The organism is Pseudomonas lundensis (genome assembly GCF_001042985.1).
Lineage (GTDB): Bacteria > Pseudomonadota > Gammaproteobacteria > Pseudomonadales > Pseudomonadaceae > Aquipseudomonas > Aquipseudomonas lundensis.
The window spans coordinates 98,500-117,183 of sequence record NZ_JYKY01000014.1 but is presented as its reverse complement, the minus strand read 5'-3'; the positions used below and the strand labels follow the sequence as shown (position 1 = coordinate 117,183).

The 18,684-nt window shown below is 58.1% G+C and carries 13 protein-coding genes; 12 read left to right on the top strand and 1 reads right to left on the bottom strand.

The window, feature by feature from the left end; genetic code table 11:
- Positions 1-535 precede the first annotated feature (535 nt).
- Positions 536-5,218, top strand: coding sequence for an RHS repeat domain-containing protein (locus TU74_RS13340; RefSeq protein WP_048376809.1), 4,683 nt, complete (start codon positions 536-538; stop codon positions 5,216-5,218).
- A gap of 10 nt (positions 5,219-5,228) precedes the next feature.
- Here the strand turns inward: TU74_RS13340 and queG are convergent, their stop codons facing one another.
- Positions 5,229-6,293, bottom strand: coding sequence for a tRNA epoxyqueuosine(34) reductase QueG (gene queG, locus TU74_RS13335; protein WP_048376808.1), 1,065 nt, complete (start codon positions 6,291-6,293; stop codon positions 5,229-5,231).
- Between the two features lie 62 nt (positions 6,294-6,355).
- Here queG and TU74_RS13330 point away from each other — a divergent pair, with 62 nt between their 5' ends.
- The 11 genes from TU74_RS13330 (at position 6,356) to TU74_RS13280 (ending at position 18,675) form a co-directional block, all read left to right on the top strand.
- Positions 6,356-7,216, top strand: coding sequence for an NAD(P)H-hydrate dehydratase (locus TU74_RS13330; protein ID WP_048376807.1), 861 nt, complete (start codon positions 6,356-6,358; stop codon positions 7,214-7,216).
- Positions 7,204-7,683: a tRNA (adenosine(37)-N6)-threonylcarbamoyltransferase complex ATPase subunit type 1 TsaE gene (tsaE, locus tag TU74_RS13325; RefSeq protein ID WP_048376806.1), complete on the top strand. Its 480-nt coding sequence runs from the start codon at positions 7,204-7,206 to the stop codon at positions 7,681-7,683. Before TU74_RS13330 ends, tsaE begins: the two co-directional genes overlap by 13 nt.
- Complete coding sequence (locus TU74_RS13320; RefSeq protein WP_206540652.1) at positions 7,683-9,107, top strand: N-acetylmuramoyl-L-alanine amidase; 1,425 nt, start codon at positions 7,683-7,685, stop codon at positions 9,105-9,107. Before tsaE ends, TU74_RS13320 begins: the two co-directional genes overlap by 1 nt.
- Positions 9,104-11,017 (top strand): DNA mismatch repair endonuclease MutL, encoded by a 1,914-nt coding sequence (mutL, locus tag TU74_RS13315; protein ID WP_048376805.1) that lies wholly within the window; start codon positions 9,104-9,106, stop codon positions 11,015-11,017. Before TU74_RS13320 ends, mutL begins: the two co-directional genes overlap by 4 nt.
- Positions 11,017-11,997, top strand: a complete 981-nt coding sequence (gene miaA / locus TU74_RS13310) for a tRNA (adenosine(37)-N6)-dimethylallyltransferase MiaA (protein WP_048376804.1) — start codon at positions 11,017-11,019, stop codon at positions 11,995-11,997. Before mutL ends, miaA begins: the two co-directional genes overlap by 1 nt.
- Before the next feature lie 89 nt (positions 11,998-12,086).
- A complete protein-coding gene (gene hfq, locus TU74_RS13305; protein WP_047273123.1) occupies positions 12,087-12,347 on the top strand; it encodes an RNA chaperone Hfq in 261 nt (86 codons plus the stop codon).
- 12 nt (positions 12,348-12,359) lie between these two features.
- Positions 12,360-13,661, top strand: a complete 1,302-nt coding sequence (gene hflX, locus TU74_RS13300) for a ribosome rescue GTPase HflX (RefSeq protein ID WP_047291654.1) — start codon at positions 12,360-12,362, stop codon at positions 13,659-13,661.
- 96 nt (positions 13,662-13,757) lie between these two features.
- The gene (gene hflK, locus TU74_RS13295; protein ID WP_047275094.1) at positions 13,758-14,942 is read left to right on the top strand and encodes an FtsH protease activity modulator HflK; all 1,185 of its coding nucleotides are present in this window, start codon (positions 13,758-13,760) and stop codon (positions 14,940-14,942) included.
- The gene (gene hflC, locus TU74_RS13290; protein ID WP_047273126.1) at positions 14,942-15,820 is read left to right on the top strand and encodes a protease modulator HflC; all 879 of its coding nucleotides are present in this window, start codon (positions 14,942-14,944) and stop codon (positions 15,818-15,820) included. The genes hflK and hflC overlap by 1 nt, the downstream gene beginning before the upstream one ends.
- A gap of 323 nt (positions 15,821-16,143) precedes the next feature.
- Positions 16,144-17,331, top strand: coding sequence for an ATP phosphoribosyltransferase regulatory subunit (locus tag TU74_RS13285; protein WP_047273127.1), 1,188 nt, complete (start codon positions 16,144-16,146; stop codon positions 17,329-17,331).
- Between the two features lie 54 nt (positions 17,332-17,385).
- On the top strand, positions 17,386-18,675 hold the full coding sequence (locus TU74_RS13280; protein WP_047273128.1) for an adenylosuccinate synthase: 1,290 nt from the start codon (positions 17,386-17,388) through the stop codon (positions 18,673-18,675).
- Positions 18,676-18,684: the final 9 nt, after the last annotated feature.

Below are 18,684 nucleotides of genomic sequence, written 5' to 3'. Positions count from 1 at the left end.
TCTGCTTACGTTTGCCGGCGTACTCAGCATCGGCGAAGGACATCTGTTTCATCGGGACTCAACCGTTCGATTCCTGTGAGGCGGGTATTTCACCAAATCTGGAAGCCTTTTTCAGAGTTTCCCTAAAGATATAGATGTATTTAGAGGGCAGCCATTTTACTGCGATGCTTGGACGGGAGGCACAATCAACTCTCCCTTGTATGTTGTGGCTACTCTAACGCCTACCAGGAACAAGCAGGCTCATCTCTGGCTGCCTACAGATTCGGCAGAATATTCAGGGCGTTTCAGGCAGAACTACATCGTAGATGTGAATGACAGGGCTGGCGAATTAACCATTGTTCAAGGGCTTTCTGGATGGGGGGACCGATCTCGTCCGGTGAAAAAAAATCCTTGTTTCATCACCGTTATTGACGAGTACGGGACGGAACATGCGCTGCATATTGTCGTTAATGAGTATGAGCAAGGCTTCGAGTTGAAATAACGAAAAGGGGGGAGTTCTATTCGCGTGATATATAAAATTTGAAAGGGGTGCGTAATGCCAGTCACGGAAAATAGCGACATTTATTCAAATGCTTTTAACTTCGATAGTTTCCTGTCGGGAGGTGTGGATCCTCGCACAGGTATTTACAGTTGCAGATTGTCGCTGGGCAACCTCCAGTCTCATGCGCTCAATGGTCCAGCCCTGCCGCTGAGCCTTCACTTCAACCCGCTTAATACCGTTGATCGCGGTTTTGGTCTCGGCTGGACGCTGACGGGTACGCGTTATGATCGGACAGCTAAAACGCTATCGCTGGCAGGCGGAGAAACCTATAAAACGCAGGAGTTACCGTCCAGGGTTCTGCTGACGGATCAAAAAATCGAGCGCCACAAATTGCTTGTAATAGGGGAAAACCGCTTCCTCTTGACTGCCCAAAATGGCCAACGTGAAGAACTGGCCATGATGGGGCTCAGCAACGTTGCAGTGACGAAACGGATATGGAGTGCCAACGGGGCAAGTCTTGAACTGGCTTACACGCTTTATAACGGTCATCCGATGCTGAGCGAGGTGCGCGATAGCCGTCGCACGCTGTTGTCGATCACGCGTACGGGCGCTGGATTAGAGCTCAAGCGCTTTCCCGGCTCCGCTGAGGAAGCGACTTTCGTTATTCATCTAGTTAATAGCCGCCTCTCAAGTATTACTTTGCCCGAGGGGGGGCGATGGGAAATACGTTATCTGGTTCTCGACGGGCTGGCCTATGTGTCGCGCTTGTACTCACCCTTGGGGGCAGTTGAACACATAAGTTACAAAACAATGGGTCTGCGCTTTCCTGAGGGGAGCGGCATGCCTGCAATGGCTTCGGTGGCAACACATTCTGTATTCCCGGGTCATGGGCAGCCCTATATTCACAAGCGCTTCAGCTTTTCAGATACCAACTTTCTGGGCTTTGGCGCGGCCGGTTTCTCATCTGAAACGTCTGGCGACAGGCTGTACAAAGTTGTTGGAGATTACAGCTATGCATCGACCGAAACCCTGATGTCAGGGAGTGAGGTGCACAGTGAAACAGTGCGCACCTTCAACACGTTTCATTTGCTGGACGCTGAAGTGACTCAGTGCGGTGCCAAAAAAATATCCGAGCGGGTGGATTATCACACCAAGCCAGGCAAGTGCTTCAGGGACCAGCCCGCTCAATGTCGACTGCCAAAGCGCTCGCTGAAGCGCTACGAGGATGTCAAGACAGGCACTTTGCGTGAAGAGGTCACACAGTTTGAATTCGACGCGTATGGCAATGAAGTCAAACGTATAACGCCTGATGGCCTTACCACGCTGACGGACTATTTTCCCAGCGAAGGCGCTGACGATTGCCCGGCGGACCCCTTGACGTTTGTACGGCTCCCTCGTCAAAAAACGGTTTTCTCTGCCACCCACGCCCAGGACCCTCATCACATCACACGATTTCGGTATACCGCCTTACCGTTGCTGGAGGGCACCACAGTTGCTGCGGTTGTTCCCGTGCGCGAGCAGTTTTTTGTACGTGTGGGTGAAACCGAGGTTTTGCATGAACAAACCGATTATGAATACGCCGTAACACCTCTGGATCCCACTCTGCATGGTCGCCAAGTCGCCAAAACGTCGACCCTCAACGGCTTGGCTACCAAAGAAACGAGTAACTACTCCATCAGCCATCAAGCAGTGACGGTAGAAACTGTACTGACGGGCCATGACGAAAGCCGCGCAACGGACCGCGTTGTTTACTGCGCAGTAACGGGGGCATGTTTATCGCGTAGCGAAGAGGACAAGGCGCCTGTCGAATATGAATATGACGCGTTGGGGCGGGTGATACGCGAAACCGTTTCCAAGGCTTCATCCTACGAAGCCTCAAAAACACGGACTTACCAGCTTCCCCAATCAGAGTCGCAGTACCCCACGCTCCTCACTACTGATGTCAATGGTATGCAGCAGCGAGTCACATACGACGGTATTGGCCGTGTCTGCACGATCGAGGAACAAGACGTAGAAAGTACTTCGACCGAACAGCCACTGCGGCTTATCAAGCGCAACCAGTACAACAGCCTGGGTCAGCTTCAGAGCGAAACAGTGACAGACTGGCTGGGAGGCACGCCGTTGGTGCTTCAGACACGCTATGTTTATGACGATTGGGGGCAGGTCAAAACAACGCTGCACCCTGATGGTGTGCAGGCACATGTCGAGCGATCCCCTGAAAATTTATCGGAGATCTGCTGGAGGCAGGGGCAAGGTAAAACGGTCACGTTCTTTAATACCCAAGGCAAGCCTGTCAGTGTGGAGACCTTCGACTTGCAGGGCGTTAGCCAGTCCAAAACCACCCATGTCTACGATGGCTTTGGCCGATGCACCCGGCAAACAGACCCCGAAGGCAATGAGACAGCATTTGAGTACGACGCCTTTGGGCGCCTCTGTCGAAGCACTTTGCCCGACGCGACGGTTGTAGAAACCCGGTATGCCTTGTTCAGTAGCGAGGAACTGCCGGTGCAAATTCAAGCGGCTAACAAAGTGATCGGCACCCAGACATTCGATGGCTTGGGTCGTTTGGTCGCAAGCAACACCGGGGGGCGGAAAACGACCTATGAATATGCGCCGGGTAGCTCACTGCCACGTGCAGTCAGTCGACCCGATGGTCAGCGCAGCACCCGCGACTATGAGGCGCAGCTTGATGGCGCAGTGGTTGGACGTACGAGCGCGAGTCAAACCGCCGTTTATGGTTATGACCCCCGTTCCGGATTGCTCACTCGCGCCAGCGAACAAGAACGAACCAGCACCTATGAATATTCCCGTGCAGGAAGGCTAAAGCGCGAGCAATGGGCCTTGGCGGGGCAGTTGTACGAGGCTTTCTACACCTACTCTCTGGGGGGGCGCGTGCTGAGCCAGGTTGGTGTAGACGGTTCGCGAAGCGAACACGGCTATGACGTATACGGCCGGCTGAAAACCATGAGTAACGGTGCCTTAAAGGCTGAATGCGAGTACAACGCCCAGGGGCAGATGCACATCATCAAAGCCAGTGATGCAGCGCGCCAACAGCTCATAACGACCTTGAATCATGACGAGCTGGGACGGGAAGTGCAGCGCGTGGTGCAGGCCAATGGCATCGAAAAATTCACCCTGAAAACCCGTTACACCCGTGCCAGTAAAGTTGCTCAGCGCAGCCTGTTGAATAACGGGGTCGTCCTGCGCGATGAGCATTTCGACTATGACCGTCGGGGACGACTTATCCATTACCGGTGTAATGGCTCCCAGCGCCCCTGCAACCCGTTCGGGAAAGAAATTGTGGCCCAGCGCTTCGAATTTGATGCCTGGGACAACATTGTGTTGCTGCAGACAGACTTTGAGGGCGGTCAAAACACTACGACCTACACCATGAGCGAGAGTGATCCGACGCAGTTGATCAAGGTTGAGCACTCTCACGCGGACTATCCACCGGCGGTTACATTGCGCTATGACGCCAATGGGCATCTGATTCTGGATGCTGCCGGTCGGACGTTGAGTTATGACGGCTTGGGTCGTCTCACACAGGTATCGCTGGCGGTTAATGCTGCCGTTCGCAAGTACGGCTACGACGCGGGGGATCGGTTGGTTGAGGTGATCGATAGCGACACGGCGCCCAGGCATTTTTTTTACCGCGATGACTGTTTGGTCAATGAAGTGAAAGGGTCGGATACCAAGACGTTTTTCCGTATGGGAAATACGCTGCTGGGGCAGGAGGAGCAAGGGGCAGCGGTACGAACAGTCTTATTGGCGGGTGATTCACAGAAAACCGTACTGGGTGCCTCTGTGACTGATCATTTTTCTTCGGTTGCATATGACCCTTATGGCAACCGGTCGATGCAGGGTGAGGTGCTGACCGGGCTCGGTTTCAATGGCGAGCGGCTTGACTCGGTGACTGAGTGCTACCTGCTGGGGAATGGCTATCGGGCTTACGATCCCTTACTGATGCGTTTTCAAAGTCCGGACAACCAGAGTCCGTTTGGAGCCGGAGGGTTGAATCCCTATGCCTATTGTTTGGGTGATCCGATCAATCGAAGCGATCCTACAGGGCATTCCGTTTGGGAAGCTCTGCTAGGCGCCGGTATGGCCGCGCTGGGTATCCTGGCAAGCATTGCAACTTTTGGTGTGGCTACACCGCTGGCGATCGCGGGACTGGTGGCGGGCGTGACCAGTGGCATCGCAGGGATTGCCAGTGCTGTATTCCAAGGGGCTTGCCCGGAGTCAGGTGCAGGCGAAATATTGGGTTATGTAAGTCTGGGGCTTGGGCTTCTATCAGTGGGTATAGGCCTTGCTGCCATGGGCAAAGCTCTCAGCCATATTGGTAATCGTTTGCACGATGCTTTTAAGAGTGGGCTCGATGGAAAAGGGGCACTAAAGGCGGGAAAGGCAATGGCAAGAGGTGCCCAGGGGAAAGCGACGGCACCCGCAGTCAAATGGAAAGTTATTGCGCCCAAGCCGAAAAATATACGTTCGGATTTGAGTGAGAGTGCCATGAATGACTATCAGCGTTTTGTTAAAAGTATTGAAGAGCAAAATTTACACCCGGGTATAGCTGCGCAAAAACTGGGTGACGCCAAGTACACAAAAATGAGTGGCACGGCTAAAAACATACATCAATATGAGATTCGAATAGGTGGAAAGGACCGCGTAACGTTTTTATTGCACAAGGACTCAGTAGAAATACTCCAGGTGGGCGGGCACGCCCTGATGAAAAAGTAAGCCAAAACCCCTAACGCGCCGCGTGCTGATCAAGCGCCCACTGCACATGCTCCTGCACCAGCGCTGACGGGTAATCGCGGCGTGCCTTCAATGCTTCCAGCACAGGAATGGTCGACGGCGCATTGCCCAGCCCCACGGCCAGATTGCGCAGAAAACGCTCATAACCGGCGCGGCGAAGCGGCGAGCCTTCTGTGCTGCTGAGGAACGTGGCTTCATCCCACATGAACAGTTGCGCCAGTTCGGCGTTGTCCAGATTGTGCCGTGGCTTGAAGTCACCTTCGGCCGTGGTACGGGCGAAGCGGTTCCACGGGCACACGATCTGGCAGTCATCGCAACCAAACACCCGATTGCCGATCATGGCCCGCAGTTCGACCGGGATGGCGCTCTTGAGCTCAATCGTCAGGTATGAAATACACCGCCGCGCATCCAGCACATACGGCCCGACAAAGGCATTGGTCGGGCAAATGTCCAGACAGGCTGTGCAGCGCCCGCAATGCTCGGTTTTGTGGGGTTCATCTTCGGGCAGCGCAAGGTCGACGAACAGTTCGCTCAAAAAGAAGTAACTGCCTGCCTTGCGATTGAGAACTAAGGTGTTCTTGCCGATCCAGCCTAAACCGGCCTTTTGTGCGATGGCTTTTTCCAGCACCGGGGCGCTGTCGACGAAAGCGCGAAAGCCGAACGGCCCGATCTGGGCTTGAATACGGTCTGCCAGTTGTTGCACGCGCTTGCGGATCAGCTTGTGGTAGTCACGCCCCAGTGCGTAACGCGACACGTAGGCTTTTTCAGGCTGGGCCAGTAAGTGCGCCATGTGCGTGTCGCCGGGCAGGTAGTCCATGCGCAGCGAGACCACGCGCAAGGTGCCGGGTACCAGCTCTTCGGGGTGCGAGCGTTTGCTGCCGTGGGCGCCCATGTAGTCCATTTCGCCGTGGTAGCCCGCCGCGAGCCAGCGTTCGAGGTGTTGCTCGTGCTCCCCCAAGTCGAGGCCGGCAATGGCGACTTGTTGAAAGCCCAGCTCGCGGCCCCATTCCTTAATGGATTGAGCGAGAGCGGGCAGGTCGACAGTATTAGCAGGCATGAGGCAAGAGAAACCGGGGCTGAGATGCGTATAATTCTGCCAGACATCGGAGCCCGACACGTATGCCGCAGACCAAACACCTGTTATCTGAACCCGACCTCCTGCGTGCAGCCACGCTGCCACGCCTGCCTGCACGCGCGCCAGATGCCCATAAAGGCCAGTTCGGGCACGTGCTGCTTATCGGTGGCGACCGAGGTTTTGGCGGCTCGATTACCTTGAGCGCTGAGGCGGCTTTGCGCTGCGGCGCCGGGCTGGTGTCGCTGGCCACACGCCCTGAGCATGTGCCCGCGGCGTTGACCCGCTTGCCTGAAGTGATGACTTCAGGCGTGTCGTCGGCCAATCAGGTGATGGGCCTTTTGGCGCAAGCCTCGGTGTTGGTGGTCGGCCCCGGTTTGGGGCAGGCGGCATGGGGCCGTAGCGTGTTGTCCGCAGCGGCGCAGGCAAAAATCCCGCAGGTGTGGGATGCCGATGCGTTGAATCTGTTGTCCAACGCTGACCTTGCCTTGGCTCCGGGCACGGTGATGACGCCGCACCCTGGTGAGGCGGCGCGGTTGCTGGGCATCAGCACTGAACAGGTGCAGGCCGATCGTCCGGCGGCGGCGCGGGCGTTGGTTAAAAAATACTCAGCTGTGTGCGTGCTGAAAGGCGCAGGCAGCCTGATTGCCGGGCTGGAGGGTCAGTTGGCGCGCTGCGATCTCGGTCACCCTGCCATGGCCACCGCCGGGTTGGGTGATGTGCTGGCAGGGGTGATTGGCGCCTTCATGGCACAAGGCATGGCAGCGTTTGATGCTGCGTGTCTGGCGGTGTGGCTGCATGCCAGCGCCGGAGAGCAACAAGGAACTTTGGGCCGAGGGCTGGCGGCCACTGATTTGATTCCAGCCATTCGTCAGTTGTTGGAGGAACACGCACCGTGCACGAATTAACACTGCAACAACTACTATACGATGAAGCGGCCATGACCGCGTTTGGCGCAAAGCTGGCGGGCATCACGCAAGGCCATGGTCTGATCTTCCTTGAAGGCGACCTTGGAATGGGCAAGACCACCCTGTCACGCGGCCTGATCCGCGGGCTCGGGCATGTGGGCGCGGTTAAAAGTCCGACCTTTACGTTGGTTGAGCCCTACGAGATTGGCGACATCCGCGCCTTCCATTTCGACCTTTACCGTTTGGTTGACCCTGAAGAGCTGGAATTTCTGGGCATTCGCGACTATTTCGAAGATGACGCACTGTGTTTGATCGAGTGGCCCGAAAAGGGTGCAGGCTTTTTGCCAAAGCCCGACCTGACCATTACCATTACCCCGCATAACACCGGGCGTTTGCTGAAGCTGACGCCCCAAGGTTCGCGTGGCGAGTCTTGGTGTGCCGCCTTGGCACCGGAAAACAATCAATGATGGGGTTTGGTATGCGCTTTCGCGCGTTAGTGAGTGTCGTTGGAGTGTTGCTCAGTGTCATGGCCGTCAATGCCTTGGCCGCGACTCAGGTAAAAAGCGTGCGGCTGTGGCGTGCCCCGGACAACACCCGTTTGGTGTTTGACCTGACAGGCCCGGTGCAACACAGCGTATTTACCCTCACATCGCCTGACCGTCTGGTGATCGACATCAACGGCGCCACTCTGGCCGGTGCATTGAATGTGCCGACGGCCAACACGCCGATTACCAGTTTGCGTTCGGCACAGCGCACACCCACCGACCTGCGCGTGGTGATTGACCTGAAAAAGGCCGTCACCCCGAAGAGTTTCGTGCTGGCGCCTAATGCCCAGTACGGCAACCGTCTGGTGGTTGACCTGTATGACCAGGGCGTGGACTTGGCGCCAAGTCTGCCTGCCACCAACGTGGCGAAGGTGCCTGTGGTGCCGGTGACCCCTGCGCAGCCTGATGTCACATTGCCCCCGATCCCGAGTGGCAAGCGCAGTGTTGTGGTGGTGATTGACGCTGGCCACGGCGGTGAAGACCCGGGCGCTTCCGGCTCCCGCGGTCAACGCGAGAAAGACGTGGTGCTGGCCATTGCCAAAGAATTGCAGCGTCAGGTCAACGGCATTAAAGGCTTCCGCGCCGAATTGACCCGCACGGGGGATTACTTCATCCCTCTGCGCGGCCGTACTGAAATTGCCCGTAAAAAGGGCGCCGATCTGTTTGTCTCGATTCACGCTGACGCCGCGCCTTCCAAGGCTGCGTTTGGTGCTTCGGTGTTTGCGTTGTCTGAACGCGGCGCCACCTCTGAAACCGCACGCTGGCTGGCCGACAGTGAAAACCGTTCTGACTTGATCGGCGGTGCCGGTAACGTCAGTCTGGACGACAAAGACCGCATGCTGGCCGGTGTGCTGCTCGACCTGTCGATGACGGCGTCCTTGACCTCCAGCTTGAACGTGGGCCAGAAAGTCCTGACCAACATTGGCCGCGTGACCCCGTTGCACAAGCAACGCGTGGAACAGGCCGGGTTTATGGTGCTCAAATCCCCGGACATCCCGTCGATCCTCGTGGAAACCGGCTTCATCTCCAATGCCAACGAAGCCTCGAAGCTGGCGTCGGCGAATCACCAGCAAGCACTGGCGCGCTCGATCAGCAGCGGTGTTCGCCAGTTCTTCCAGCAAAACCCGCCGCCGGGCACGTACATCGCCTGGTTGCGAGACACGGGCAAAATCGCCCAAAGCGCCCGCGAGCACCGTGTGTTGCCGGGTGAAACGCTGGCCATGATCGCCGTGCGCTATCAGGTTGGCGTGGCCACGTTGCGCTCCAGCAACAGCCTGAAAAGCGATGAACTCAAAGTGGGCCAGACCCTGAGCATTCCGGCTGCTGAACTGGTGTCCAAGCAATGAGTGACGTTGAACTCACGAGCAGTGCGCGGATTGAACTGCTCAGCCCGCGCCTGGCCAACCAGATTGCTGCGGGCGAGGTGGTTGAGCGTCCCGCGTCGGTGATCAAAGAGCTGCTGGAAAACAGCCTGGACTCCGGCGCTAAGCGCATTGATGTGGACGTTGAGCAAGCCGGTATCAAGTTGTTGCGTGTGCGCGACGACGGCAGCGGAATCTCAAGCGACGATTTGCCCTTGGCGCTGGCGCGACACGCCACCAGTAAAATTCGTGACCTTGAAGACCTTGAGCGGGTGATGAGCCTCGGTTTTCGCGGTGAGGCGCTGGCGTCCATCAGTTCCGTCGCGCGGTTGACCCTGACCTCGCGCACCCGTGGTGCCGATCAGGCGTGGCAAGTCGAAACCGAGGGCCGCGACATGGCGCCCCGGGTTCAGCCAGCGGCCCATCCCGTGGGCACGTCGGTTGAAGTGCGCGACCTGTTCTTCAACACCCCTGCGCGCCGCAAGTTTCTCAAGACTGAAAAAACCGAATTCGATCACCTGCAAGAAGTCATCAAGCGTCTGGCGTTGGCGCGCTTCGACGTGGCCTTCAATTTGCGCCACAACGGCAAGTCGATCCTCAACCTGCACGAGGCGCGTGACGACGTAGCGCGTGCCCGGCGCGTGGCCGCGGTGTGCGGTTCGGCGTTCCTGGAGCAGGCGCTGCCGATTGAAGTCGAGCGCAACGGCTTGCATTTATGGGGCTGGGTGGGCTTGCCGACATTCTCGCGCAGCCAGGCCGACTTGCAGTACTTCTACGTGAATGGTCGGGCCGTGCGCGACAAGCTGGTCGCGCATGCGGTGCGTCAGGCGTACCGCGACGTCCTGTTTAACGGGCGTCACCCGACGTTTGTGCTGTTTTTCGAGGTCGATCCTTCGGTGGTCGACGTGAACGTTCACCCGACCAAACACGAAGTGCGTTTTCGCGACGGGCGCATGGTGCATGACTTTTTGTACGGCACCTTGCACCGCGCGCTGGGTGATGTGCGCCCCGAGGACCAACTGGCAGCTCCGGCACCCGTGCCAGGGGCTGAGCGCCCGACCGGTCTGGACGCGGGGGAGTTTGGTCCGCAAGGTGAAATGCGCTTGGCCGCCCATGTGCTCGAACAGCCGCAGTCCGCGCCCACCCCGCACGTTGCCGGATCAGGCGCCGGAGCGGGGTATCAGTACCAGTACCGCCCACAGCCTTCCGCGCCCTCGGTGCCCGCCGAAGAAGCACGCAATGCCTACCGCGAATTTTTCGCGCCGCTGCCCGAAGCCAATGCCTCGCCACTGCCTGAAGGGCAGGGCGACATCCCGCCGCTGGGCTTTGCGCTGGCGCAGCTCAAGGGCATTTATATCCTTGCCGAAAACGCGCTGGGCCTGGTGTTGGTGGACATGCACGCCGCGCATGAGCGGATCATGTACGAGCGGCTGAAAATCGCCATGGCCAGCGAAGGTTTGAGCGGGCAGCCGTTGCTGGTGCCCGAGTCGATCGCCGTCAGTCAGCGCGAAGCCGATTGCGCTGAAGAACACGCCGAATGGTTCCAGCGCCTGGGCTTTGAATTGCAGCGTCTGGGCCCGGAAACATTGGCCATCCGCCAGATTCCGGCTTTGCTCAAACAAGCAGAAGCTCAGCGTCTGGTGCATGACGTGCTGGCCGACTTGATGGAATACGGCACCAGTGACCGGATTCAGGCGCACCTCAACGAACTGCTTGGCACCATGGCGTGCCACGGTGCGATCCGGGCCAATCGCCGCTTGGCGATCCCGGAAATGAACGGCTTGTTGCGTGACATGGAAAACACCGAGCGCAGTGGTCAGTGCAATCATGGTCGTCCCACCTGGACCCAAATGGGTCTGGACGACTTGGACAAACTCTTTTTGCGCGGTCGCTGATGACAGGTTCCAACGCATTACCCCCCGCCATTTTTCTGATGGGGCCGACGGCTGCCGGCAAGACCGACCTCGCCATTGAGCTGAGCAAAGTGCTGCCCTGCGAGCTGATCAGTGTTGACTCGGCGCTGGTGTATCGCGGCATGGACATTGGCACTGCCAAGCCTTCGCACGACATATTGGCCAAACATCCGCACCAATTGATCGACATTCTCGATCCCGCCCAGAGCTATTCAGCGGCCGACTTTCGTGCGGATGCGTTAAAGGCCATGGCCGAGATCACCGCGCGCGGCAATATTCCGCTGCTGGTGGGCGGCACCATGCTGTATTACAAGGCATTGATTGATGGGCTGGCAGACATGCCGGCTGCCGATCCCGAGGTGCGTGCGCAGCTCGAAGAAGAGGCGCAGCGCCTGGGCTGGCAGGCTTTGCACGATCAGTTGGCGGCGATCGATCCCGAGTCCGCGGCGCGCATTCATCCCAACGATCCCCAGCGTTTGACGCGCGCGCTTGAGGTCTATCGCGTCAGCGGTCTGAGTATGACTGCGCATCGCCAGAAACAATCTGAGCAATCTACTAAAGCAGCGGCTTCAGGCGCTAGCCAATTGCCCTATACTGTCGCGCATCTGGCCATCGCTCCGGCGCAACGTCAGGTACTGCATGAACGAATTGCACAAAGATTCGGGCAAATGCTGGAACAGGGGTTCATAGATGAGGTCCTAGCCCTGCGTAATAGAAGTGACCTGCATGCGGGGTTGCCGTCTATACGTGCAGTGGGCTATCGACAAGTCTGGGACTACCTCGACGGCAAGCTGTCGCAGGCCGAGATGAAGGAGCGCGGCATCATTGCCACGCGCCAGTTGGCCAAGCGGCAGTTCACCTGGTTGCGCGGCTGGGATGACCTGCATTGGCTTGATAGCCTGGCCTGCGACAATCTGCCACGAGCCTTGAAATACCTGGGATCGGTCTCCATATTGAGCTGAGTCTCCGGAAATGCCGTCTATCCTATGGGTGTGGCGTCATCGACCCTCTAAATTTTGTTTCTTTTTTTATCCTTACAGGAGTGCGGCATATGTCAAAAGGGCATTCGCTACAAGACCCTTACTTGAATACTTTGCGTAAAGAGAAGGTTGGCGTTTCCATCTACCTGGTCAACGGGATCAAGCTGCAGGGGACCATCGAGTCTTTCGACCAGTTCGTGATTCTGCTGAAAAACACCGTCAGCCAAATGGTTTACAAACACGCTATCTCGACAGTCGTTCCTGTGCGTCCAATTCGTCTGCCAAGCGCAGCAGAATCGGAACAAGCAGACGCTGAGCCAGGTAACGCCTGATAGGAGTCTGCTTTGTTCTTTGAGCGCCACGGTGGTGGTGAGCGAGCAATCCTCGTTCACTTGGAAGGTCAGGACCCTGAGGCGCGCGAAGATCCGCAGGAGTTCCAGGAGTTAGCTGTGTCGGCCGGCGCCGAGACCGTCGCGTTTTTTAACGTGCCGCGTCATCGGCCATCGGCCAAGTACCTGATTGGCAGTGGCAAGGTCGAGGAATTACGCGACCTGGTCAAGGCCGAGAAGGTCGACATTGTGATTTTCAATCACGTCCTCACGCCCAGTCAGGAGCGTAACCTCGAACGGGTTTTCGAGTGTCGCGTGCTTGACCGTACCGGGCTGATTCTCGATATCTTCGCTCAACGTGCCCGTACCCATGAAGGCAAGCTGCAGGTCGAACTGGCCCAGCTTGATCACATGAGCACGCGTCTTGTGCGCGGCTGGACTCACCTTGAACGTCAGGGTGGCGGTATCGGTTTGCGCGGGCCGGGTGAAACCCAGCTTGAAACCGACCGGCGTCTGCTGCGCGTGCGCATCAGCCAGATCAAGGCCCGTCTGAAAAAAGTCCGCAGTCAACGCGAGCAGTCCCGTAGAGGGCGCCAACGCGCCGATATTCCTACAGTGTCGCTGGTGGGCTATACCAACGCGGGCAAGTCCACGCTGTTCAATGCGGTGACCGGTTCTGAGGTGTTCGCCGCCGACCAGTTGTTCGCCACGCTCGATCCGACCCTGCGCCGTCTGGATCTGGACGACCTGGGGCCAATCGTACTGGCTGACACCGTGGGCTTCATTCGTCATCTTCCGCACAAGCTAGTTGAAGCTTTCCGGTCTACGCTCGAAGAGTCGAGCAATTCGGATTTGTTACTGCATGTGATTGATGCGCACGAACCGGAGCGCATGGCGCAGATCGAGCAGGTGATGGTGGTGCTGAACGAGATTGGCGCCCAGGACTTGCCGATCCTTGAGGTCTACAACAAAATCGATTTGCTTGAAGCGGTCGAGCCGCAGATCCAGCGGGATGCCGATGGCAAGCCGCAACGGGTCTGGTTGTCGGCCCGCGACGGCGAGGGGCTAGACCTGCTGCAACAGGCCATTGCCGAGTTGTTGGGCAACGAATTGTTTGTCGGTACCTTGCGCTTGCCGCAGCGTTTTGCTCGACTGCGTGCCCAATTCTTTGAATTGGGCGCGGTGCAAAAAGAAGAACACGACGATGAAGGCGTGTGCCTGCTGGATGTACGCCTGCCGCGAGCCGAGCTTAATCGCCTGGTCAGCCGCGAAGGGATGGAACCAGCGGTGTTCATCGAAGAACACACTTTGCAATAAAAGCCTCGCAAAGCGGTCGTGCCGCTGTGATAGGCATTCTGTAGCATTGGTCGGCGCGCCGTGGGCGCGTCTTTGCTTTATCAGATGGAGAGCGCTATGGCTTGGAATGAGCCGGGTGGCAACTCGAACAATCAGGATCCTTGGGGTAGCAAACGCCCTAAAAATGGCGACCGCAAGGGACCACCAGATCTCGACGAGGCCTTCCGAAAGCTGCAGGAAAGCCTGAATGGGTTGTTCGGTGGTGGGAAAAAACGTACAGGCGGTAGCGATGGCGGTTCAAACGGCGGCAAAAGCGCCGGTTTTGGCGTGCTCGGTATCGTGCTGGTCGTCATGGCAGCCGTCTGGCTGTACAGCGCTGTTTACGTGGTCGATGAACAGGAGCAAGCCGTGGTGCTGCGACTGGGCAAGTACTACGACACAGTAGGACCGGGCCTGAATATCTATTTCCCGCCGTTCGATAAAAAGTACATGGAAAACGTCACGCGTGAGCGTGCGTACACCAAGCAGGGCCAGATGCTGACTGAAGACGAAAACATCGTCGAAGTGCCGCTGACCGTGCAGTACAAGATCAGCAACCTGCGCGACTTCGTGCTGAATGTCGATCAACCGGAAGTCAGTCTGCAACAGGCGACCGACAGCGCCTTGCGTCACGTCGTGGGTTCGACCTCGATGGACAAGGTGCTGACCGAAGGCCGTGAGCAGATGGCGATAGAGATCAAGGAACGCTTGCAGCGCTTCCTCGATACCTACAAAACCGGTATCACCGTGACTCAGGTCAACGTGCAAAACGCCGCCGCACCGCGTGAAGTGCAAGAAGCCTTTGATGACGTGATCCGTGCCCGTGAAGACGAGCAACGTGCCCGTAACCAGGCCGAAAGCTACGCCAACGGTGTGGTGCCGGAAGCACGTGGTCAGGCCCAGCGCATCATTGAAGATGCCAACGGCTACCGTGACGAAGTGGTTTCGCGCGCCAAGGGTGAGGCTGATCGCTTTACCAAGCTGGTTGCCGAGTACCGCAAGGCACCGGAAGTCACGCGTGACCGTCTGTACCTGGACACCATGCAGGACGTCTTCAGCAATACCAGCAAGGTACTCGTGACCGGCAACAAAAACGGCCAGAGCAACCTGCTTTATCTGCCGCTGGACAAAATGATTGAAGGCCGTAATGGCAAGAGCACGCCGGCAACCGGTTCTGCCGCCGCCGCGAGCACCAATAACGATGCTGCTTCACATGTCAGCACCGATCTGCCGCAACAGCCGCGTACTAGGGAGAGCCGCTGATGAGCAATAAATCGCTGATCGCCCTTATTGTCGGCGTAGTCGTGGCAGTGGTGGCCTGGAACAGCTTCTACATCGTCTCGCAAACCGAACGCGCGGTTCTGCTGCGCTTCGGCCGTGTGGTTCAGGCGGATGTCCAGCCCGGCCTGCACGTGAAGATTCCTTACGTTAACCAGGTGCGCAAGTTCGACGCCCGCCTGATGACGCTGGATGCGCCGACTCAGCGTTTTCTGACGCTGGAAAAGAAAGCTGTAATGGTTGATGCCTTCGCCAAGTGGCGCGTGAAAGATGCCGAGCGCTTCTACACCGCCACCTCCGGCATGAAGCAGATTGCTGACGAGCGCTTGTCGCGCCGTCTGGAATCCGGCCTGCGTGACCAGTTCGGCAAGCGCACCCTGCACGAAGTGGTGTCGGGTGAGCGGGATGCCTTGATGGCTGACATCACGGCCTCGCTGAACAAAATGGCTGAAAAAGAGCTGGGCATCGAAGTGGTCGACGTTCGCGTCAAGGCCATCGACTTGCCAAAAGAAGTCAACCGTAGCGTGTTCGAGCGCATGAGCACCGAGCGTGAACGTGAAGCCCGCGAGCACCGGGCCAAGGGTAACGAGCTGGCGGAGGGCATTCGTGCCGACGCCGACCGTCAACGTCGTGTTCTGCTGGCTGAGGCGTATCGTCAGTCTGAAGAACTGCGCGGTGATGGTGATGCCCAGGCTGCCGCGATTTACTCCAAGGCTTACGGCCAGGATCAAGAGTTCTACAAGTTCTATCGCAGCCTGCGCGCTTACCGCGAAAGCTTTGCGAACAAGAGCGACGTACTGGTTCTGGACCCGAGCAGCGACTTCTTCCGTTACCTGGAAAAGTCCAAGCCGCAGCAACAATAAGGCGTCATGCCGTCCGATTGTGGTCTCTGACGTAACAATCGGGCGCATGCTTTCACTCCGCCTGGCGGGCAAATGGCCTGGCGGGGTGATCCTTTAAGAAAACGTGTGTATGATGCGGCAGCCGGGAAATTCCCGGCTTTTTTGCGTCTGCATGTTTGATTGACCGATCGGCTGGTACAGCGTCGGCAGATTTTTCGAGGAATGTGCTGTGTGAGCCTTTCGTTTAAGGCTTTTTTGCTGTGCGCGTTCAAGACGCAGCCACGTTCTGCTTTACTCAAGGCTCGCCTGCTGGCTGGCCGCCCGGATCATAGGGGAATGGCGTAATGGCAACGGTAGACCGCTGGCTCCTGCCAGATGGCATCGAAGAAGTACTTCCACCTGAAGCAGCCCGCATTGAAGTGGCGCGCCGTCAGGTGTTGGATCTGTTCCAGAGCTGGGGCTATGAGTTCGTCGTCACCCCGCATATCGAATACCTGGAGTCCCTGCTGACCGGGGCTGGCCAGGATCTCGACCTGCGGACCTTCAAGGTTATTGACCCGCAGACGGGTCGCCAGATGGGTTTTCGTGCCGACATCACGCCGCAAGTGGCGCGTATCGACGCGCATACCTTGCGCCGGGCCGGTCCTAGCCGTTTGTGCTACGCCGGCAGCGTGCTGCATGCTCAGCCGCGTGCCCTGTCATCCTCGCGCAGCCCGATTCAGCTGGGTGCCGAGTTGTATGGCGATGCGAGCCCGAGCAGCGACGTTGAAGTCATCAGCCTGATGCTGGCAATGCTGCAACTGGCTGACGTCCCGGATGTCCACATGGACCTGGGGCATGTCGGTATTTACCGTGGTCTGGCCCGTGCGGCCCGACTGTCGGTTGAAGTGGAACAACAATTGTTCGACGCCCTGCAACGTAAGGCGATCGACGAAGTAACGGCCTTGACCGAAGGCTTGCCGGCCGATCTGGCGGACATGCTGCGGGCATTGGTTGATTTGTGTGGCGGTCGCGAGGTGTTGGCTGCTGCGCGTGAGCGATTGGCCAGGGCACCGGCGCAGGTCATGGCGGCTCTGGATGATTTGCTGGCGATTGCCGAGCGGTTGTCGGTGCGTTTCCCGCAGTTGCCGTTGTATTTCGACCTGGGTGAGTTGCGTGGGTATCACTACCACACCGGTGTGGTGTTTGCGGTTTTTGTACCGGGCGTTGGGGACTCCATCGCTCAGGGCGGTCGGTATGACGACATCGGTGCCGACTTCGGTCGTGCCCGTCCGGCAACCGGCTTCTCGACCGATTTGAAAACCCTGGTCACCCTGGGGCGTGCTGAAGTCGAGTTACCGTCTGGCGGTATCTGGATGCCTGACAGCACGGATGCGGCACTCTGGCAGCACGTTTGCCAGCTTCGCAGCCAAGGCCAACGCGTGGTTCAGGCATTGCCTGGGCAGGCGCTGACCGCCGCCCGCGAGGCCGATTGTGACCGCCAATTGATTCTGCAGAACGGCGCGTGGCAAGTCATGCCGCTCGCTTCTTGAGTTTTCCTGCCGGCGGCTGCCGGCACCAAGTTTGCGCGAATGAGGACAAGTGTTATGGGTAAGAATGTCGTAGTCCTGGGCACCCAATGGGGTGATGAGGGCAAAGGCAAGATCGTTGATCTGCTGACCGAACATGCTGCCGCTGTAGTGCGTTACCAGGGCGGCCACAACGCGGGCCACACGCTGGTTATCGACGGCGAAAAAACCGTATTGCACCTGATTCCGTCGGGCGTGTTGCGCGAAGGCGTGCAATGCCTGATCGGCAACGGCGTCGTGGTTGCTCCCGATGCCCTGCTGCGTGAAATCATCAAGCTGGAAGAGAAAGGCGTACCGGTGCGTGAGCGCCTGCGTATCAGCCCGTCCTGCCCGTTGATCCTGTCCTTCCACGTGGCGCTGGACCAGGCCCGTGAAAAGGCCCGTGGCGAGCTGAAGATCGGTACAACCGGTCGCGGCATCGGCCCGGCTTACGAAGACAAGGTTGCACGTCGTGGCCTGCGTGTCGGCGACCTGCTGAACATGCCGCGCTTTGAAGCCAAGCTGCGTGAGTTGGTGGAATACCACAACTTCATGCTGGTGGGTTTCTACAAAGAACCGGCCATCGACTTCGACAAGACCCTGGCCGAGTGCAAGGAATACGCCGAGCTGCTCAAGCCGCTGATGCTGGACGTGACAGCCGAGCTGCACGACCTGCGTCGCGCTGGCAAAGACATCATGTTCGAAGGCGCGCAAGGTTCGTTGCTCGACATCGACCACGGCACCTACCCGTACGTGACCAGCTCCAACACCACGGCCGGTGGCGTTGCGACCGGTTCGGGCGTAGGCCCGATGTTCCTGGACTACATCCTGGGCATCACCAAGGCGTACACCACCCGCGTGGGTTCGGGCCCGTTCCCGACTGAGCTGTTCGACGACGTCGGCGCTCACCTGGCCAAGCAAGGTCACGAGTTCGGCGCCACCACTGGCCGTGCCCGTCGTTGCGGCTGGTTCGACGCCGTTATCCTGCGCCGCGCTATCGACGTGAACAGCATCTCGGGCATTTGCCTGACCAAGCTGGACGTACTGGACGGTCTGGAAACCATCAACATCTGCGTAGGCTACAAAGACGCAGACGGTAACGAGATCGCACCGACCGACGCTGACAGCTACGTGGGCCTGCAGCCTGTGTACGAAGAAGTGCCGGGCTGGACTGAATCGACCGTGGGTGCCAAAACCCTGGAAGAACTGCCAGCCAACGCACGTGCTTACATCAAGCGCGTAGAAGCACTGATCGGCGCGCCGATCGACATCATTTCGACCGGCCCGGACCGCAACGAAACCATCGTTCTGCGTCACCCGTTCGCTTAAGTCGCATGC